This window comes from Donghicola sp. XS_ASV15, from assembly GCF_041224595.1.
Classification (GTDB): Bacteria; Pseudomonadota; Alphaproteobacteria; order Rhodobacterales; family Rhodobacteraceae; genus Donghicola.
On record NZ_JBGFGN010000135.1, the window covers coordinates 20204 to 40067 of the forward strand.

A 19864-nucleotide genomic window follows, 5' to 3' on the forward strand; every position below is an offset into this window, starting at 1 on the left:
GTTATGAAAACATGGATCGCGGCAGGCGCGTTGGCGCTGATTGCGGGTGGTGCAGCAGCCCATGACTATGGGTTCGCGGGGGTGCTGTCCGCGAACAACAAGGGCGAGATGCCCGAGATTACGCTGTCCGTCGGCAAACCCATCGCCGAAGGGCCGATCACGCTGAAGTCTGGGATGATGTACGAACTGGAGATCGAGTCAGACGGCAGCGGGGAACTGGCGCTCGAGGGGCCGGGTTTCTTTCGTGCGATCTGGGTGAATGAGGTCGTCGTCAATGGGCTGGAAATGCGCCCCTTTGGCATGGAAAGCGTCGAGTTCGACGAAGCCGGCGAGATGGAGATTGAATTTCTGGCGATCAAGCCGGGCGCGTATTTCCTGCGTATTCCGGGATCCAAGGGCGAAAGCCAGCGGGTCGAGATCACCATTCAATAGGTCGGCACGCAACCAGCCCCTCCTCTGACAGGGCTGCGTGCTGACGGATTAGATGGCTTGGGAGTCCAGATTGACCATTCGGCACTTCCAGCCTTGGACCGAGAATTTGGGGTGCTCGACCTGCCATTTGGCCAACTCAGGTTGTGCACCCATCATGCAAGCCATGGGGGTCACGTCGACAAAGGTCAGGCTCTTTTGCTCACAGACGTCAGGGGCTGTGGCAAGACAAGCCGTGAAGAGAAGTTCGATCATAAAGACATCCTTTCAGTCAGAGGGGATGCCCAAGCGTAATGCCGCAATGCAGCATTCACGTCAGGGTACTGGTTAAAAGACCATCACCTTTTGCATAGTTTTGCGATTTTGCACAAGATATAGGCGCTATTTGCCGCAGGTCACGGAAAAAGCGCCGTCTGCCCCGCTGCTTAATGGGCGCGGTGGCCCTTGATCTCGCCCGTGGTCAGTACCGGAGAGGCGTCAATATCGTCTGCATTCAGCATCGCTGCGACTCGCTCCAGCGATGCGAGAAGCTGAGCTTGCTCCCAATCTTTCAACTTTTCAAACGCCTGAACGTAGCGCTGCTGCAGCGCGTCGGGGGCAGTCTGAACGGCCATCTGCCCCGTCTCGGTCAGGATGATGTTGGTCTGACGGCGGTCGGTTTCGGACCGTACGCGCACCGCGTAGTTGCGCGCAACCAAACGATCCACAAGCGTCGTGACCGTGGCTTGTGACACGCCCATCTGAACCGCCAACTCCTTGGGGGTGGCGCTGCCATCCCGTGCGGCAGTGATCTGCAAAACACGCAGTTGAGCAGGGGTGAGACCGGCCGACTGCGCAAGGCTGCGCGAGTACAGTTCCGTCGCACGCAAAATGCGGCGCAGGGCGATCAGGCTTTGGTCGGTTCGGTCACGGTGTTGTTCAGACATATCCCTATATTGCACAAAACCTAAAATGCTTCAATTGGCTAAGTATCCACACCGTCCTCTTAGAGATGCTAAAGGGAAATATTTTGGCTTTTCGGTATAAAAATCAGAAAAAACATCGAAAAAACAAAGGCATTTAGGTGGATTGAGAAAAATAACTTAGGTGCTTGAAATATTTCCGGCTTCGATTACTTTGACTGTCAAAGGAAACAACCCGAGGGGCCAATATGCCAGAGCTGACCATGCAGACCGAAACGACTCCGATGCGAGCCATGCAGCCGATCCTGCGCAAGCCGGATGCGACCGATGGTAAACTCATCTGGGAGCTCGTTCGGAGCTGCCGTCCTCTGGATGAGAACTCGATCTACGCCAATATCATTCAGGCCGACCACTTTCGTGATACATGCGTACTGGCCGAACTGAATGGCGACGTGGTCGGGTGGATCTCGGGTCACATGATCCCGAACTCTGATGCGTTCTTTGTCTGGCAGGTTGCTGTCAGCCCCAAAGCGCGTGGTCTGGGTTTGGGCAAGAAAATGCTGCGTGAATTGCTGTCGCGAGATGCGACCGCAGAGGCGCGTGAGTTGAAAACCACGATCACGCAAAGCAACGAGGCATCGTGGGGGCTGTTCCGCAGCTTTGCCCGCGACGTCGGCGGGGATCTGACCGATCAGCCGCACTTCACAGAAGACGAGCACTTTCACGGCGAGTGTGCCACCGAACACATGGTGACCATCACTCTGCCGCGCGCTCAGGCTTCTATTGCACGCGCCGCTTGAACTCTCCCCTCTTTTACGACTGACCAAAGGATTTTCCCCATGCCCAAAGACATGGCTACTGAACGTACGATCTATGAACGCCGCGAAAGCGGGGCGCGTTCCTACTGCCGCGCATTCCCTGACTCCTTCACCGAGGCACGTGGCTCCGAAATTTTTACCGCTGACGGAAACCGCTACATTGACTTTCTGGCGGGCTGTTCTTCGCTGAACTACGGTCATAATGATGCCGACATGAAAGCCGCTTTGATCGAGCATATCGCTGGTGACGGCATCGCGCACGGTTTGGACCTGCACACTGACGCCAAAGGCGCGTTCCTGACCGCGTTCAACGATCACATCCTTGCGCCCCGCAAGATGGATCACCGCGTGATGTTTACCGGCCCCACAGGCGCAAACGCTGTTGAAGCGGCGATGAAGGTCGCGCGCAAAGTAACCGGTCGCACCAACATCATCTCGTTCACCAACGGCTTCCACGGCGTGACCATGGGTGCGCTGGCAGCAACCGGCAATGGCTACCACCGTGGCGGCGCTGGCATGGACAAAGCTGGCGTGACGCGCTTCCCCTTTGACGGCTATGCCAAAGGTGTAGACAGCGCAGCACTACTCGATCAGATGCTGAGCGACCCTTCGGGCGGCATCGACGCCCCCGCTGCGATCATGTTCGAAACCGTCCAAGGCGAAGGCGGCCTGAACCCCGCTTCGGCGGAATGGGTTCGCAAAATGCAGGAGATTGCGCACAAGCACGGCGCGCTGCTTATCATCGATGACATTCAGGCGGGTTGTGGCCGGACCGGCACCTTCTTCTCGTTTGACGAAATGGGCGTGCAGCCGGACATCGTGACCATGGCAAAATCGGTTTCGGGCTTTGGCCTGCCGATGGCTCTGATGCTGGTCCGCCCGCAGCACGACATCTTTGGCCCCGCCGAGCATAACGGCACGTTCCGTGGGAACAACCACGCCTTCGTCACCGCCCGTGTCGCGATCGAAAAATTCTGGGCCGATGAGGCGTTCCAGACGGAGTTGACCGAAAAAGCTGCTCTGATGACCGAAAAGCTGCAGCGTATTGCGGACCTCGTTCCCGGCGCCTACCTGAAGGGCCGCGGCCTGATGCAGGGTGTTGACGTTGGCTCGGGCGATCTGGCCTCGGACATCTGTGGCCGCGCCTACGAGAACGGCCTGATCGTCGAGACCTCGGGTCCGAATGACGAAGTGGTTAAGATTCTCGCGCCTCTGACGACCTCGAAAGAGCTGTTCGAAGAAGGCTTCGCGATCCTAGAGAAAGCGGCTCGCGACGTGCTGAACAACGCAAAGCTGGCAGCGGAGTAAAAGTAATGATTGTACGCGATTTTAACGAATTGAAGAATACTGACCGCCACGTTGCTGACGCGCAGTGGACGTCGACCCGTATGCTTCTGGCGGATGATGGAATGGGCTTCTCGTTCCACATCACCATTCTTGAGGCGGGCTCGGAGCACACGTTCCACTACAAGCACCACTTCGAGAGCGTGTACTGCATGGCAGGCAAGGGCTCGATCACTGATATCGCCACCGGCGAGACCCACGAGATCAAGCCTGGCGTCATGTACGCCCTGAACCTGCACGACAAGCATATCCTGCGCGCCGAAGAAGAGCTGCACATGGCTTGCTGTTTTAACCCGCCCGTGACCGGCAAAGAGGTACACCGCGAAGACGGCTCCTATGCCCCTGCCGAAGAGTTGGCGCAACAGCAGACAAGGATCTGATGACCTATACTGTCGAAAAAATCGGCGGGACCTCGATGTCTCGCGTGAACGAGTTGACCGAAACGCTGTTTATCCCGAACGGCGTCTTGGACGACATTTATGGCCGCATTTTCGTTGTCTCGGCGTTTGGTGGGATCACCAACCTGCTGCTTGAGCATAAGAAAACCGGTGAATCGGGTGTTTATGCCCGCTTTGCCGATGCGGATAATGATCACGGCTGGCATGATGCCCTGAGCCGCGTCGCGATCGAAATGCAGAAGGCGCACGCTGCCGTTCTGGATCACTCGGCTGATGTCGCGCAAGCAGATGCCTTTGTGTCCGAGCGCATCGCTGGTGCCCGCAACTGCCTGACCGACCTGCAACGTCTGTGCAGCTACGGCCACTTCCGTCTGGCTGAACACATGCTGCACATCCGCGAACTGCTGTCTGGTTTGGGCGAGGCGCATTCGGCCTTTGTCACCAGTCTGATGTTGCAACGTCGCGGCGTCAGTGCGCGGTTTGTGGATCTGTCTGGCTGGCGTGATCAGGGCGAAGTCTCGCTCGATGAACGCATCATGACCGCGATGAAAGACGTCGATCCCGCGACTGAGATGCCCATCGTGACCGGTTATGCCCAATGTACCGAAGGCCTGATGCAGGAATTCGACCGTGGCTATTCCGAGGTGACGTTCTCGCGCATGGCAGCGCTGCTGCACGCCCGCGAAGCGATCATTCACAAGGAATTCCACCTGTCCTCCGCCGATCCCAAACTCGTAGGGGCAGGGGTGGCGCGCAAGTTGGGTCATACCAACTACGATGTGGCAGACCAGATGTCGAACATGGGGATGGAGGCGATCCACCCCAAGGCTGCGAAAACACTGCGCCAAGCTGATGTTCCGCTGCGCGTGGTGAACTGCTTTGACCCTGCCGATCCGGGTACATTGATCGACGATCGTCCTGCCGAGAGTGCAGCGGTCGAGATGATCACGGGTCTGGATATCGTGGCACTTGAGCTGTTTGAGCAGGACATGGTTGGGGTCAAAGGATACGACGCTACCATCCTTGATGTGCTGACCCGTCACGGTGTCCGCATCGTGTCCAAGACCTCGAACGCGAACACTATTACGCATTATCTGGATGCCTCGCTCAAAACGATGCGCCGTGTGGAACGTGATCTGGCAGAGCGCTACTCGGGTGCCGAAGTTTCGGCCCGTCCGCTATCCATGGCCTCGATCATTGGTCGTGACTTGCGCGGACTGTCGGTTCTGACCAAAGGTCTGCAAGCTCTGGCGAATTCTGGGATGGCTTGTCTTGGCGCGTCGCAAGGACCGCGCAACGTTGACGTTCAGTTCATTCTGGAACGTGACGATCTGCAGCCCGCCATCAAGGCGCTGCACAAACAACTGATCGAAGGCGTGACGCCGACCCTGAAGCAGGTCGCATAACAACGCGCCAAGTCCAACAGAGACGTCAGGGGCCGCCACGTGCGGCCCCTTTTGCGTGCGTTGAGGCGCAAAAAGTTTATATTATGCATTGGAATTAGGCATTTCGGGGCAGCGAGCGCCTGCGTGCTCTGATAATTCGTATGCCATATTGCGCCCGCAGAAATTTCGGTCTATCTCAAACTCAAGCGGGCGGTGTATCGCCCAATCCCTTGGTCGCAACGGCGCGACTTTTTCCGATCATATCCCTCGCGGGTTGCAGCAATGTCGCTGGTTCTGGCTCCGAAATTCGGTGCCCTCGGAATCCCTTTACTGATCCATTGCTTCGGCCTGATCGCAGTCACTCATGACGCTCGGGCCACACGAACCGGAGAGTCTGATGACCAAGGCACGTCTTGTTATTGTTGGAAATGGTATGGCCCCTGGCCGGATGCTCGAACACCTGTTCGATCTGGCTGGCGATGCGTTCGATGTCACGATTTTCAACGCCGAACCCCGAGTGAACTACGACCGCATCATGTTGTCGCCCGTCCTGTCTGGTGAGAAGTCCTATGAGGACATCATCATTCACGGCGATGGCTGGTACGAAGAGCACGGCATCACTCTGCACCGCGGTGAAAAGGTCGCGAAAATCGACCGCGTGGGCAAGACTGTGACCTCCGACGGCGGGATCGTCGCGCCCTATGACAAGCTGGTGCTGGCGACCGGATCGAACCCCTTCATCATTCCCGTGCCCGGCCACAAACTGGATGGCGTTCTGGCATACCGTGATCTGGATGACGTTGACGGCATGCTCAAGGCGGTTGAGCAGGGCGGCCGTGCGGTGGTTATCGGCGGCGGTCTCTTGGGTCTGGAAGCTGCCGCTGGCCTAAAGATGCGCGGCATGGACGTGACGGTTCTGCACCTGATGCCCACCCTGATGGAGCGTCAGCTGGACCCTGCCGCAGGCTACCTGTTGCAAAAAGAACTCGAAGGGCGCGGGATCGAAGTCCGCTGCGGCGCCAACACCAAAGCGATCCATGGCGACGGCAAGGTCGAGCAGGTCGAGCTGGAAGACGGCACGATCATCGACGCAACGCTGGTGGTGATGGCCGTGGGCATCCGCCCGAATGTTGAACTGGCCAAAGAGTCCGGTCTCGACGTGAACCGGGGGATTGTGACTGACAGCGCCATGTGCACCTCGGACCCGGACATCTACTCGGTCGGTGAATGTGCCGAAGTGGGCGGCCGCGTCTACGGTCTAGTGGCACCGCTGTATCAGATGGCCAAAGCCGCCGCGCACCATCTATGCAAGCTGGATGACAACGATTTCGCCCACGCCGAGACCCCGACGAAGCTGAAGGTCACTGGCGTAAACCTGTATTCCGTCGGCGAATTTGGCGATGGCCCCGATCTGGAAGACGTGGTTCTGCGCGACGCGAACCGCGGCACCTATCGCCGTGTGATCATGCGCGGCAATCAAGTGGTCGGTGCGGTTCTGTATGGCGATGTCACCGACGGCATGTGGTACAACGAAATGCTGAAGTCCGGTCAGGACATCAGCGAAATCCGCGATACCCTGATCTTTGGTCAAGCGCATCAGGGCGGCGCTGCAGCAGACCCGCTGGCGGCTGTGGCCAGTCTGGCAGACGACGCGGAAATCTGTGGCTGTAACGGCATCTGCAAGGGTCAGATCGTCAAGACCATTCAGGACAAGGGTCTGACCTCGCTCGCCGAAGTGCGCGCCCACACCAAAGCCTCGGCTTCGTGCGGGACCTGTACCGGTCTGGTCGAAAGCGTGATGGCGATCACCCTCGGCGACGGCTACGCCAAGAAGGTCGAAGGCATGTGCGGCTGTACCGATCTGGGCCACGGCGATGTGCGCCGCCTGATCAAAGCCAAGGGCCTGAAATCGATCCCCGCGGTCATGCAGGAGCTGGAGTGGAAATCCTCGGGTGGCTGCGCCAAGTGCCGTCCGGCGCTGAACTACTACCTGCTTGCGGACTGGCCGGGCGAATACAAAGACGATCAGCAGTCGCGTTTCATCAACGAACGCGTCCACGCCAACATCCAGAAAGACGGCACCTATTCTGTGGTGCCACGGATGTGGGGCGGCATGACAACCTCGGACGAGTTGCGCGCGATCGCGGATGTGGTCGACAAGTTCAAAATCCCAGACGTCAAAGTCACTGGCGGTCAGCGCATCGACCTTTTGGGCGTCAAGAAAGAGGATCTTCCTGCCGTCTGGGCCGACCTGAACGCTGCTGGCATGGTCTCGGGCCACGCTTATGCCAAGGGTCTGCGCACGGTCAAAACCTGCGTGGGCAGCACGTGGTGCCGCTTTGGCACGCAGGATTCCACCGGCCTGGGCATCAAGCTCGAGAAGTTCATGTGGGGTTCTTGGACACCCGCCAAGGTCAAGCTGGCCGTCACCGGTTGCCCCCGCAACTGCGCCGAAGCGACCTGCAAGGACATCGGCGTGATCTGCGTCGATAGCGGCTACGAGATTGTCTATGGCGGCGCGGCGGGTCTGCACATTCAGGGCACCACCAAGCTTGGCACCGTGAAGACCGAAGAAGAGGTCATGGAGATCGCAGGCGCGATGACCCAGATGTACCGCGAGCAGGGCTTCTATCTGGAGCGGATTTACAAGTGGGCGGAACGCGTGGGTTACGACACGGTCAAGGCCGCGATCTTTGACGACGTGGAGAGCCGCCGCGCCTACCACGAACGCTTTATCTACAGCCAGAAGTTCAGTCAGTCTGACCCATGGTCGGAGCGTGTGTCCGGCGTAGACAAGCACGAGTTCAACCCCTTGGCCGTGTTCGGCGACGAAAAGATGGAGCCAGCAGAATGAACGCCCCTGTGACTGAAACCCATCTCGATTGGCGGCTCATTGGTACGATTGATGACGTGCCCGTTCAGGGTGCGCGCTGCGTCAAAAATGGCGATACGACGATCGCAATCTTCCGCACTGCCAAGGATAAGATATTTGCGCTAGAAGACAAATGCCCCCACAAAAACGGGCCTTTGTCGCAGGGTATCGTACACGATGGTTGTGTCACGTGCCCGTTGCATAACTGGGTTATCTCGCTCGAGACTGGGATGGCCCAAGGCGCAGACAGCGGGCAGACGGCATCCTATCCGGTTCGCCTTGAGGGGCGCGAAATCTATTTAAGTTTGTCACCTGCTTGAGAAGTGCTGCGGCGGAGGGGCCGCATGGTTTTGAGTTCATCATAATAATTTATTTGGGACGAGTTAGGTGACGTGGCGGCTCTGCTTTGCAGGGCCGCCGTCTGTTTTGCAGCAACCTCCCTCCCAGTTGCGATTGTGTCATTGTGCGCTCCAAGTTCTGCCTAGGCGTGATCACGCGTTTGGTTGCCTATGCTGGCTGTGTCTTGGCTGCGGCAAGAGCACTTTGTTGCGCGCGGATAGTGGAGTCGTGCCTCGTTTCTACATATTGCAGTGCATTCTGACGATGCGTAGGAAAAGGAGCAGGCTGGTTTCAACGCTCGTACGGGAAAGCTCAACGCAAAATACTGGTTGACGATTTCGCTGCCTGCTGTCCTAATTTGTGTCGCAAACCGAAACGGAGATCCTCTTGCGTTTGACACGCCGAAAATTCGGATTTCTCTGCGCTGGGGCCACCGTGGGAGGCGTAGGTTCGGTTACGGCATCCGGCATTCCAGTGATTGCATCTGCCTCAGATTTATCATTTGCAATCAGTGATCTGGTGGACTCATTTCATGCGTCGACAGGGCTAGAGGTTCGGTACGCACTGGGTGCGACTGGCAACTTGTCCCGCCAGATCCGCGCAGGTGCACCGTTCGAGATGTTCATGGCCGCTGACGAACAGTTTGTGCTGGATTTGTCTCGGGATGGGCTGACACGCGATCCCGGTGTCCTCTATGCCCAAGGGCGCATTTCGATCATCACGCCAGAAAGCAGCGAGCTGCATCCCGACCCAAGCCTGCAGGGTCTGGCTACAGCCTTGGAACGCGGCACTCTTGGGCGTTTTGCGATTGCGAACCCCGAGCACGCGCCATACGGGCAGCGCGCTCAGGAGGCGTTGGCGCATGCGGGATTGTGGGAGGCCATTCAGCCACATCTGGTTCTTGGGGAGAATGTCGCGCAGGCCGCGCAGTTTGCGGTGTCGGGGAACACGGATGGCGGCATCATCGCGCATTCATTGGCGCTGGCGCCCGATCTGGCGGCAAGAGGGCGATCAGCCTTGATCCCGGCCGAGTGGCACGCGCCTCTGTTGCAGCGGATGGTTCTGATACGTGATGCAGGGCCCGTTGCCGAAGCGTTCTACACCTATGTTCAATCTTCCGAGGCCCGCCGAATCCTGAGCGATTACGGGTTTTCTTTGCCGCAGGGGCATTGATGGACTGGAGCGCACTTTTACTTTCGCTGCGATTGGCGGCATGGACGGTTGTTCTGTTGTTTCCTGTTTCCGTTCTGCTAGGGCGCCTGTTGGCGTACAAACAGTTCCGAGGAAAAGCACTCTCCGAAGCGATGATCATGTTGCCGCTGGTGCTGCCGCCAACGGTGTTCGGCTATTACTTGCTGGTTCTGTTGGGGCGTGGCGCGCCACTGGGAGAGGCGTGGTATCAGCTCGTTGGTCAGCCTTTGGTATTTAGTTTCGAAGGGCTCATTTTTGCCTCGGTCATCTTCAATCTGCCGTTTGCGATCCAGCCTGCGCAGCGTGGGTTCGAGGCTGTCCCGCAAGATGTGCGCGAGGCCGCGGCCTGTTGCGGTATGTCGCCGTGGCGCAGTCTGTTGCAGGTCGAGTTGCCCTTGGCTTGGCCAGGTTTGATGACTGCGATGGTCCTGACGTTTGCCCACACCCTTGGGGAGTTCGGGATTGTGCTGATGGTAGGTGGGTCCATTCCGGGCGAGACCCGCACCATCGCGATTGCGATCTATGACCGTGTGCAGGCCTTTGACTATGATGGCGCGGCGGTCATGTCGGCGGTGCTTGTGGGGATTTCTTTGTTTACCATTGGGATCACCTATTTGCTCTCTGCTCGTGTCGGACGGCGTTTGTCATGAGCCTGAGCTTTTCGGCAAAAGCCACCACGCCCATCCCGCTTGATCTGTCGTTCGAGGCCAAGGCAGGCGAGGTCCTGGCGCTGGTTGGCCATTCTGGGTCGGGCAAGACGACCATTCTGCGTACAATTGCCGGGCTTTGGGCCCCGCAGAGCGCCGAGGTTCAGTGCAGCGGGGCAACGTGGCTTCGCACTGCGTCAGGGGTGGATGTTCCAGCCCATCGTCGGCGTGTCGGGGTGGTTTTCCAGAATTACGCACTGTTTCCCCATATGACGGCCAAGCAGAATGTGATGTCCGCGATGCCGGCCACTGTCCGTGACAAATCTAACGCCGCATTGGATTGGCTGGCGCGGGTGAACCTGCCGGATATGGCGGAGCGCAAACCAGCCGAGCTGTCAGGCGGGCAGCAACAGCGCGTGGCCTTGGCGCGGGCCTTGGCGCGTGCGCCGGATGTCCTGCTTTTGGATGAACCTTTCTCTGCAGTGGACCGCGTTACGCGGGAACGGCTGCATGCAGAGCTGATCGCGCTGCGCTCTGATCTATCGATGCCTGTTATTCTGGTCACTCACGACATGGCCGAAGCCCAAGCGCTGGCCAACCAAATGGTTGTGATCGATCAAGGGCGGGTGATCCGCCAAGGCCCCACAGCCAAGGTTATGTCTGATCCAGCGGCGCTGCGCGCGATGGGGCTGCGGGATTTGGCATCCTTGCTGACGGCGCGTGTCATTGCACACGACGACGATGGTCTGACACAGTTGGAAACGGCGACGGGCCCTATTTGGCTGCCGCGCGTCAAAGCAGATGTCGGAACAACCCTGCGCGTCCGCGTTCTGGCGCACGAAATCATCTTGTCCCGCGCTCGCCCCGAGGGACTGTCGGCGCAGAACATCCTGCCCGCCGTCGTGGATCGCATTGTTTCTGGCGAAGGGCCCGGCGTGATCGTGCACCTTGCGATTGGCGGGGACGAGGTTCTGGCGCGGATCACCAGACGCGCCGCGCGTGATCTGGATCTGCAGGTCGGCCAGCCCTGTCATGTGATCCTGAAATCCATGTCGGTCGCCCGAGACCACGTGCGCGGATAACGCCCGCCCTCAGACGTTCCCTTCGGTTTCGATATGGATCACCGTCCCGCAATGCTTACAGTGGACCGCGTCCGCGTCGTGCAGCACGAGCCCGCAAACATCGCATTCCTGCCGAACTTTAGATGGACGGAACAGTACTTGGAGCAGGCGCAAGAACAGCGTCACGCCAAAGATCATAACCAAAACCGACAAGAGCCGCCCCCAAGGCCCGCCGAGCGTGATGTCCCCAAATCCGGTCGTGGTCAGGGTGGTGACCGTGAAATACAGCGCGTCAACGTAATTTCGGATCTCTGGATTGATGCCGTACTGGGTGGCATAGATCAGGCCCGTCATGATGAACAGGAATACACCCAAGTTCATTGACGATAGAATGATGTCCTCGTTCTTGCGGAAATAGCCAAAGTCCTGACGTAGCCGCGCCAACGTCTGATAGGTGTGCAGCAGCCGGAGCGTGCGCAACACGCGCAGGAACCCTAGGCCTTCGCCCGCGATAGGTGCCAGAAAGGACACGACGGACACGATGTCAGCCCAAGTAGACAAACGCGTCAGGTAGCGGCTCTTTTGACGTTCGATCCACAAGCGCACGATAAAATCGGCAAGGATCAGGATGCCAAAGACAACGTCAATCGCCTCGATCAGTGGGGTGTGCGTGAAGAACGAGGTGACCACCACGAACCCGATCGTCACCAGATCGAAGATCAACAGAATATAGCGAAAGGTGTGCGCGGCGTGGCTGTCGCCTTCGTACAAGGCGCGGATGCGGTCCAACACTAGTCTGCCTCTTGGGTTGTTTGCCAAAGAGTTGCACATGGTCAGGCCAAGAGCCAGAGGGCCAGATCAAGCGGCCCGCACCCTGATACAGATGCGGGCCGGTTTTGGTCAGAGTTGCGCCAGCATGTCGGCGGCAGGCGTGTAGGGCAGGTTCTGCGCCACGGCGACGGGTTCGCAGGTCACAACCCCTTTGGCGACGTTCAGGCCGTTCAGCAGGTGGGGGTCACGGCGCATCGCTTCGGCCACACCCAGATCCGCCAGTTGTAGCAGATGGGGCAGGGTGGCGTTGTTAAGCGCATAGGTCGAGGTGCGGGCCACGGCGCCGGGCATGTTGGCAACGCAGTAGTGCACGATGCCTTCCTCGATATAGATCGGATCGGCATGTGTGGTTGCGCGCGAAGTCTCGAAGCAGCCGCCTTGGTCGATCGCCACGTCCACAAGAACCGCGCCGGGCTGCATGGTTTTCAGCATCTCTCGAGTGACCAGCTTGGGGGCTGCTGCGCCGGGGATCAGGACCGCTCCGACAACGACATCTGCATCCTTGATTGCAGCTTCGAGCAGGCTTTGGCTCGAATACACTGTCTTGACCGCGCCGCCGAACTGCTGGTCAATGCTTTCGAGCACGTCATTCGACCGGTCCAGAATGGTAACATCCGCGCCAAGGCCAACTGCCATCTGCGCTGCATTTCGGCCAACGACACCGCCGCCGATGATCACAACTTTGCCCGGTGCTACACCCGGCACACCGCCAAGCAGAACGCCGCGACCGCCCTTGGCCTTTTCCAGCGCTGCAGCGCCGGCCTGCACGGACATCCGACCGGCAACCTGCGACATCGGCTTGAGCAAGGGCAAACCGTCGCGCGCAGAGGTGACCGTTTCATAGGCGATGCAGTTGGCACCAGAGGCGATCAGGTCATTCGTCTGGGGCGCGTCAGGGGCAAGGTGCAGGTAAGTGTAGAGCGTCTGGTCCGCGCGCAGGCGTTTGCGCTCAACCTCTTGGGGCTCTTTGACCTTGACGATGATGTCAGCAGTCTCGAAGACCTCTTCCACGCTCGCAATGGTCGCGCCTGCGGCAATGTAATCGTCGTCGCTGGCGCCGATGCCATCGCCTGCGCCAGTTTCCATGGTCACACTATGTCCGTGTGCCACAAGCTCGGCCGCGCTTTCGGGCGTCAAGCCGACGCGGTATTCGTGGTTCTTGATTTCTTTGGGGCAACCGATACGCATTGTATTCTCCTGAATTCGCGTTGCCATAATCATGCGCTCGATTGTCGCGTATGAGTTTCGAATGTTGGTCTGATTGGCGAGTTTTTACGAAGAAGTTTGCGTATCTATTACTCAGTGTCGATGAATATTGCGTAGATTTGTTGCTGCGCCGCAGTATGGCCCGCTCGTGGATTCGCAGATTGCCGCTCTGTGTGCCTTCTGGCACATTTCACGCATGACAAGCGCTCATCCCATCCCATCCTTCAACCTCTTCGGGGAAACCACCGTGTTTCCGGATGTGGTCCATTGCGAGCAATATTTTGACCGCGCCGCCCAACATGATTGGGCGATTTCAGCGCACCGGCATGACCAGATGGCGCAGTTGTTTGTCATGGACGAAGGGAGCGCCGAAGTCTCGTTGGATGGTGCAACGCGGCACCTGAACACAGGCTGGTATCTCTTTGTGCCGCCCCACGTGGTACACGGGTTTAACTTTACCCGTGGGTCCCAAGGTGTGGTGATCTCTTTTCCAACCAGTGTGTTTCTGGGTTTGGCAGGCGAGGGCGGCCAGATCACGAACGCGCTGTCGCGGCCCTTCTTGGGGCAGATCACGCCAGAGATTGGCAACCTGTGTTCCGTGCTCTCGACCTTGTTTGCGGGACGCGGGGCATTCAGAGCGCAGAGCCTTGTATCCTCGGCGCAGGCGATCCTCTCGTTGGTGGCCGAGGCCAGTCCGGTGGAACTGGGGGATGGCGCGGATGACCGGCTCAAGCGGCTCGATGCCTTGATTGCTGCGCACATGTCCGAGGGATGGAGTGCCCGAGATTACGCCGACGCGCTGTCAATCACGACCGGCCATTTGAGTCGGCTGTGCCGCAACGCAACGGGGCAGGGCGCAGCAGTGTATATCGAGGCCGCGATGATGGCAGAGGCCCGCAGGCTGCTGGCCTTCACGCGATTGCAGGTGTCCGAAGTGGGATACAGGCTTGGGTTTTCCGACCCCTCCTACTTCTCGAAACGGTTCAAAGCCAAAGAGGGTCTGACCCCGCTCGCTTACAAAGCTCGCTTCGCGCCAGAGGTGTGATCCGCGCACCTGTTTGCCCTCAGGAAGTTGCAGTCAGTGCGTGTTTTGTGGCTGCTTTTTCAGTCACTTGTTCGCTTTTTCGCGATGGACTGATCTGCGGACGCCTATCCTCTTATGCTTGATCGGCATGCACGAAAACTACCAGCCTACGCTCAGTTCCTCTATTTGCAATGTATGTTTTCTCGGTCACGCTCTGCCTCAGGAGGAGTGTCTGCTATTCGTAATTCGGCTTTGTGTGCAAGGGCTGCGTTGGCTGACGGGAACGTGAAGGTTGGATAATTGTTCATTGACAGAACAATTAATTCCATGACACGTTTCAGGCAACGGGAGGACATTCATGGATATCAAGGGCAAAGTAGCGCTCGTCACGGGTGGTGGCAGCGGACTTGGAGAGGCAACCGCGCGCCGTCTGGCCGCCGCAGGCGCTAAAGTCGCCGTCGTTGATCTGTCGCAGGAACGCGCGGACGCAGTGGCAAACAGCATCGGCGGTGTTGGCATCGCAGCGGACGTGTCGAACGCAGAGCAGGTCGACGCAGGCTTTGCCAAAGCGGCCGAAGTCCTTGGCGCAACCCCCGCAATTGTTGTGAGTTGCGCAGGGATCGGGACCGCCTCGCGCATTCTGCCGCGGGATGGATCGCTGACCATCGATAGCTTTGCCTTGGCTCTCAAGGTGAACCTGCTGGGTACTTATACCGTCCTCAACATCGCGGCCCGCGAGATGGCCAAGGTCGCTCCGCTGGACGAGGATGGCTCGCGCGGTGTGATCGTCAACACCTCGTCTGTTGCGTTCGAGGATGGTCAGATCGGTCAGGCCGCATACTCGGCCTCAAAGGGCGGCGTTGCTTCGATGACCTTGCCTGCGGCACGGGAACTGGCGCGCTTTGGTATTCGTGTGATGGCCATCGCACCCGGTCTGTTCGAGACCGCCATGAGCGCCGGTCTGCCCGACGACATCCGCGCAGAGATTTGCAAAAGCATCCCGTTTCCCAGCCGGATGGGCATGCCCGACGAGTACGCGCGTCTCGTCGAGCAAATCGTCGAAAATTCCATGCTGAACGGCACTGTCATCCGTCTGGATGCCTCTGCCCGTATGCCCGCCAAGTAAGAAGAAAGAACATCGATGTCCCAGAGCACCGAATACCTGAAGGTCGAGATTGATGGCGCGATCGCCACTCTGACCATGAACCGTCCCGGCAAGCGTAATGCGATGTGCGACGAGTTGCTGGACGCGATCGACGCGTTCTTCTCGAACCCGCCCGAAGGCGTGCGTGTCGTCATTCTGACCGGCACCGAAGGGCACTACTGCTCTGGCCTTGACCTGTCCGAGCATGTGGCCCGCAACGCCGAAGGCACCATGCGCCACAGCCGCAACTGGCACCGCGTGATGGACCTGATCCAGTTCAGCGGCCTGCCTGTGATCTCGGCCATGTATGGCGCGGTGATTGGTGGCGGTCTGGAAATGGCGACCAGCACCCATGTGCGGATCGCGGAACCCAGCACCATCTTCCAGCTGCCCGAAGGGATGCGCGGCATCTTTGTCGGCGGCGGCGCGACTGTGCGCGTGGGACGTATCCTTGGGGCCGACCGCATGTGCGAGATGATGCTGACGGGCCGCAAGTACAACGCCGAAGAGGGCTTCACTCTGGGCCTGACCCACTACTCGGTTGGCGAAGGCGAGGCGATGCCTCTGGCCCGCAAGCTGGCCGCGAAGATCGCGAAAAACGCGAGCCTGTCCAACTACATGATGATTAACGCGATCAGCCGGATCAACGACATGTCCAAGGCTGACGGCCTGTTCACCGAAAGCCTGTGCGCTGCGGTGTCCCAGACCAGCGAAGATGCCGAAGAGGGCCTGAAGGCCTTCCTCGAGAAGCGTGCGCCGGTTTTCCGGTAACGCTATATGATCTTTGTCCGCCCCAAAGAGGAGGGGGCGGGCAGTCAGATTTCATTCGATCCACAGGACGATAGGGAGGCCCTGAGAATGACGAACTTTACCCGCCGTAGCATGATGGCAACCATGGGTGCCGCACTGGCAACCCCCGCGCTGCTGTCGCGCGCCAATGCCGCAGAGATCACTCTGCGTTTGCATCATTTTCTGCCCGCAGTGGCACCGATGCAGAGCAGGTTCTTTGAGCCTTGGGCCGCAGAGCTGAAAGAAGCGTCGAACGGCGCGATTGACGTGCAGATGTTCCCCTCGATGCAGCTGGGTGGCAAGCCGCCTCAGCTGGCAGACCAGACCCGTCAGGGGATCTGTGACATCGCGTGGACCCTGCCTGTCTACACCCCCGACCGTTTCCCCGTCGCAGAGACCATGGCGCTGCCCTTCATGGTCAAGAACGCTGAGAAAACCTCGGTGGTCATGCAAACCCTGATGGACGAGTTTGGCGAAGGCGAATACAGCGGAATGAAGACGCTGGCCTTCCACACTCACGATGGCGGTAAACTTCACACTCGCGGCGGTCCGGTCACCAGCACCGCTGACCTTCAGGGTCTGAAGCTGCGCGCACCGAACCAAGCGACTGGCGAGATGCTGACCGCGCTGGGGGCCGAGGTTGTCTTCTTCCCCGTGACCGAAATGGTTGTTGGTCTGTCGAACGGCGTGATCGACGGCTGCTGCCTGCCTTACGAGGTTGTGCCCGCCTTCAAACTGCAGGAACTGACCAGCACCACGTCGCAGCCTGCGGCCGGATCGCGCGGCCTGTACTGCAACACCTTCTCGCTGGTGATGAACCAGCGTTCGTACGACAAGATGTCGCCTGACGTCCAGAAAGTTATCGACGATCACTCGGGCATGGCGCTGTCCCAGCGGATCGGCAAGCAGTTCGACGAATTCGAAGCCTTTGGCAAATCGGTTGTGGAAAAGCAGGGCAATACCATTGCCGAAATTCCCACCGAGACCATCGCTGAATGGCAGGAGCTGGCAGCTCCGATCCACGAGGCTTGGGTGCAAAAGCTGAACGACCGTGGTTTGGACGGTGCCGCCATTCTGGCCCGCGCAAACGAACTGCTGGACGCGTAAGTCATGGCAGAACGCCTCGAGAACGAGGACTGGCAAGGGGTCCAAGGCCCCTTGTTCAAAGTCCTGCGCCCCATTTGTTGGACCTCGGCCGGTATCGGCGGGTTGGCGATCTTCGGGGCGGCGATTGTGGTGACCGCGTCCGTCATCATGCGAAATGTAGGTCTCGGCGGTATTCGCGGGGACTTCGAATTGGTCGAGCTGGTCTGCGCGGCCTGTGCGTCTCTGTTCTTGCCCCTCTGCCAGTTGAACAAAGGGCATGTGATGGTGGACCTGTTCACCGCGTGGATGCCGTTCAAGGCGCAGCGTCGCTTGGACGGGATTTGGACATTGCTGTTTGCCTTTGTCTGGGGGCTGCTCTGCTGGCGCCTGTCGATCGGGCTCGAGGAAATCCACAGCTACGGTGACAAGACCATGCTGCTGCGGGCGCCGGTCTGGTGGGTCTATGTACCCGCTGTCTTTGGTACCGCGCTGTCGGCGGTTGTGGCCTTTGCCATGAGCCTGCCGATGATCTTTTCATCCATGCGCGGAATGGAGCGAACCTGATGGACGCGACGACTATTGCAACAATCATGGTGATCGTCCTTCTTCTGGCGATCTTCATCCGCATGCCAATCGCACTGGCGATGGGGGCCGTGGGCGCTGTGGGCTATTCAGTTCTGGCCAGCCCCTATGCCTTGATGGCGTATTTTAACACCGCTTGGGTCGACAAGTTCATGTCCTATGAGCTGGCCATCGTCCCGCTGTTCATCCTGATGGGCCACTTGGCGACGCGGACCGGCATTTCCGGTGCGATCTTCCAAGCGTCAAACGCGTGGATCGGTCACTTCCGTGGCGGTCTGGCGATGGCCGCTGTGGCGGGCTGTGCTATGTTCGGCTCGATCTCTGGCTCGTCGTTGGCAACGGCCTCGACAATGGCCAAGGTTGCCCTGCCGGAAATGCGCAAGCACGGGTATTCTGGGGCTCTGTCCTCGGGGTCGCTCGCGGCTGGCGGTACACTTGGCATTCTGATCCCGCCCTCGGTGGTGTTGATCATCTATGCCCTGCTGACCGAACAGAACATCGTAAAGCTTTTCTTGGCTGCGACCATCCCCGGCATTCTCGCTGTGATGGGCTTCTTCATCGCGATCATGGTCTACGTGCGCCTTTATCCCGAAGAGGGCCCGACCCACGAAAAAGCAGACTTCAAAACCCGCCTCAAATCGCTGGGAGAAATCTGGCACGTGGTCGCGATCTTTGTGGTGGTGCTTGGCGGTATCTACGGTGGCTTCTTCACCCCAGCCGAGGGCGCGTCTGTTGGCGTGGTGATGACACTGGCCGTGGGTCTGTTCAAGGCAGGCCTGAGCTTCCGTGAACTCATGGACTGCCTGATCGACACAGCCGGTTCGACCGCGATGATCTTTGCCATCGTGTTCGGTGCGGATATCTTCAACGTCGCGCTTGCGCTCAGCCAGATGCCTGCAGAGGTTGCCGACTATTTCCGTAATGCAGACATCGCACCGATGACCGTGATGCTGGGAATGATCGTGTTCTACCTGATCATGGGCTGCGTCATGGACAGTCTGTCGATGATCCTCTTGACCGTGCCGGTGTTCTTTCCGACCGTAATGGCGCTGGACTTCGGCCTGATGCCGGAACAGCAGGCCATGTGGTTCGGGATCATCACGCTGGTGGTCGTCGAGATGGGCTTGATCACGCCACCTGTCGGGATGAACCTGTTCGTGATCTCGGCCATGGCGAAAGATATTCCGACCGGTCAGATTTTCCGCGGAACGACCCCGTTCATCATCGCAGAGTTCTGCCGGATCGCGCTACTGGTCAGCTTTCCAGCGCTCAGCTATTGGCTGGTCGCCACAGTGGCCGGCTAAGCAGGAGAAGGATGATGGCGAAAGTGGCACGGAAACAGACTGCAGCGGCACCCGCTCCGAATGACGAAGTTCTGCGGCAATTCTACGGCTACAGCTTGAAGCACAGCTACCTGCTGATCCGCGATGACATGATCCAGACGATCGAACCTTTGGGGCTGCGTGTGGCGACGTTTTCTGCGCTCGCCATCATCAACGCCCATCCAGACATCACCCAGACCCAGCTGGCGCAGGCGCTGCGTATCGAACGGTCTGGCGTGGTGGTGCTGGTGGACGAATTGGAAAATGCCGATCTGATCGGGCGCAATCGCGTCCCGGGTGACCGGCGCTCCTATGCTTTGCGGGCTACGCTCGCGGGGCAGAAGCTCTGGAAAAAGGCGGTAGCGACCGTACACGAACATGAACGTGTGATGCTGTCGGCCCTGACCGAAGACGAGCAAAAGACATTGAAAGACCTGTTGTGGCGCATCGGCGCTACGGAAAAATTCGACTAAGGGCGGGAGGGCCCAGAGGGG

The 19864-nt window shown here is 58.9% G+C and carries 21 protein-coding genes; 17 read left to right on the top strand and 4 right to left on the bottom strand.

Annotated elements, in window-relative coordinates; genetic code table 11:
• Positions 1-3 precede the first annotated feature (3 nt).
• The gene (locus AB9K37_RS10865) at positions 4-432 is read left to right on the top strand and encodes a hypothetical protein (protein WP_072706178.1); all 429 of its coding nucleotides are present in this window, start codon (positions 4-6) and stop codon (positions 430-432) included.
• Between the two features lie 48 nt (positions 433-480).
• Here the strand turns inward: AB9K37_RS10865 and AB9K37_RS10870 are convergent, their stop codons facing one another.
• Entirely contained in the window at positions 481-684 is a 204-nt protein-coding gene (locus AB9K37_RS10870; RefSeq protein WP_369838353.1) for a hypothetical protein, read from the bottom strand.
• Positions 685-854: 170 nt separating this feature from the next.
• On the bottom strand, positions 855-1355 hold the full coding sequence (locus tag AB9K37_RS10875; RefSeq protein WP_369838356.1) for a MarR family winged helix-turn-helix transcriptional regulator: 501 nt from the start codon (positions 1353-1355) through the stop codon (positions 855-857).
• Positions 1356-1579: 224 nt separating this feature from the next.
• Here AB9K37_RS10875 and ectA point away from each other — a divergent pair, with 224 nt between their 5' ends.
• From ectA to modC, 9 genes are all read left to right on the top strand, one after another.
• Positions 1580-2131, top strand: a complete 552-nt coding sequence (ectA, locus tag AB9K37_RS10880) for a diaminobutyrate acetyltransferase (protein WP_369838359.1) — start codon at positions 1580-1582, stop codon at positions 2129-2131.
• Positions 2132-2170: 39 nt separating this feature from the next.
• Positions 2171-3457 carry a diaminobutyrate--2-oxoglutarate transaminase gene (gene ectB / locus AB9K37_RS10885; protein ID WP_369838361.1) on the top strand — a complete coding sequence of 429 codons (1287 nt, stop codon included), beginning with the start codon at positions 2171-2173 and terminating at the stop codon, positions 3455-3457.
• Between the two features lie 5 nt (positions 3458-3462).
• Positions 3463-3873, top strand: coding sequence for an ectoine synthase (locus tag AB9K37_RS10890; RefSeq protein ID WP_369838364.1), 411 nt, complete (start codon positions 3463-3465; stop codon positions 3871-3873).
• Entirely contained in the window at positions 3873-5297 is a 1425-nt protein-coding gene (locus AB9K37_RS10895; protein ID WP_369838366.1) for an aspartate kinase, read from the top strand. The genes AB9K37_RS10890 and AB9K37_RS10895 overlap by 1 nt, the downstream gene beginning before the upstream one ends.
• A gap of 376 nt (positions 5298-5673) precedes the next feature.
• A complete protein-coding gene (gene nirB / locus AB9K37_RS10900; RefSeq protein ID WP_369838369.1) occupies positions 5674-8130 on the top strand; it encodes a nitrite reductase large subunit NirB in 2457 nt (818 codons plus the stop codon).
• Entirely contained in the window at positions 8127-8468 is a 342-nt protein-coding gene (nirD, locus tag AB9K37_RS10905) for a nitrite reductase small subunit NirD (RefSeq protein ID WP_369838372.1), read from the top strand. Before nirB ends, nirD begins: the two co-directional genes overlap by 4 nt.
• Before the next feature lie 454 nt (positions 8469-8922).
• Positions 8923-9660, top strand: coding sequence for a molybdate ABC transporter substrate-binding protein (modA, locus tag AB9K37_RS10910; protein ID WP_369838594.1), 738 nt, complete (start codon positions 8923-8925; stop codon positions 9658-9660).
• A complete protein-coding gene (modB, locus tag AB9K37_RS10915) occupies positions 9660-10328 on the top strand; it encodes a molybdate ABC transporter permease subunit (protein ID WP_369838375.1) in 669 nt (222 codons plus the stop codon). Before modA ends, modB begins: the two co-directional genes overlap by 1 nt.
• The gene (gene modC / locus AB9K37_RS10920) at positions 10325-11407 is read left to right on the top strand and encodes a molybdenum ABC transporter ATP-binding protein (protein WP_369838377.1); all 1083 of its coding nucleotides are present in this window, start codon (positions 10325-10327) and stop codon (positions 11405-11407) included. The genes modB and modC overlap by 4 nt, the downstream gene beginning before the upstream one ends.
• A 9-nt stretch (positions 11408-11416) precedes the next feature.
• On the opposite strand, the gene AB9K37_RS10925 is transcribed toward modC, so the two are convergent.
• Complete coding sequence (locus AB9K37_RS10925) at positions 11417-12178, bottom strand: ion transporter (RefSeq protein ID WP_092463702.1); 762 nt, start codon at positions 12176-12178, stop codon at positions 11417-11419.
• Between the two features lie 108 nt (positions 12179-12286).
• Positions 12287-13405 (bottom strand): alanine dehydrogenase, encoded by a 1119-nt coding sequence (ald, locus tag AB9K37_RS10930; protein WP_369838381.1) that lies wholly within the window; start codon positions 13403-13405, stop codon positions 12287-12289.
• Positions 13406-13532: 127 nt separating this feature from the next.
• On the opposite strand from ald, the gene AB9K37_RS10935 reads away from it, so the two are divergent.
• The 7 genes from AB9K37_RS10935 (at position 13533) to AB9K37_RS10965 (ending at position 19843) form a co-directional block, all read left to right on the top strand.
• Complete coding sequence (locus tag AB9K37_RS10935; protein ID WP_369838383.1) at positions 13533-14468, top strand: helix-turn-helix domain-containing protein; 936 nt, start codon at positions 13533-13535, stop codon at positions 14466-14468.
• Positions 14469-14805: 337 nt separating this feature from the next.
• On the top strand, positions 14806-15573 hold the full coding sequence (locus tag AB9K37_RS10940; protein WP_369838385.1) for an SDR family NAD(P)-dependent oxidoreductase: 768 nt from the start codon (positions 14806-14808) through the stop codon (positions 15571-15573).
• Positions 15574-15588: 15 nt separating this feature from the next.
• Positions 15589-16362 carry a crotonase/enoyl-CoA hydratase family protein gene (locus AB9K37_RS10945; protein ID WP_293708115.1) on the top strand — a complete coding sequence of 258 codons (774 nt, stop codon included), beginning with the start codon at positions 15589-15591 and terminating at the stop codon, positions 16360-16362.
• Between the two features lie 87 nt (positions 16363-16449).
• Positions 16450-17487 (top strand): TRAP transporter substrate-binding protein, encoded by a 1038-nt coding sequence (locus AB9K37_RS10950; protein ID WP_369838386.1) that lies wholly within the window; start codon positions 16450-16452, stop codon positions 17485-17487.
• A gap of 3 nt (positions 17488-17490) precedes the next feature.
• Entirely contained in the window at positions 17491-18030 is a 540-nt protein-coding gene (locus AB9K37_RS10955; protein WP_369838388.1) for a TRAP transporter small permease, read from the top strand.
• Positions 18030-19352: a TRAP transporter large permease gene (locus AB9K37_RS10960; RefSeq protein ID WP_369838390.1), complete on the top strand. Its 1323-nt coding sequence runs from the start codon at positions 18030-18032 to the stop codon at positions 19350-19352. Before AB9K37_RS10955 ends, AB9K37_RS10960 begins: the two co-directional genes overlap by 1 nt.
• Positions 19353-19366: 14 nt before the next feature.
• Positions 19367-19843, top strand: coding sequence for a MarR family winged helix-turn-helix transcriptional regulator (locus AB9K37_RS10965; protein WP_369838392.1), 477 nt, complete (start codon positions 19367-19369; stop codon positions 19841-19843).
• The last annotated feature ends 21 nt before the right edge of the window (positions 19844-19864 follow it).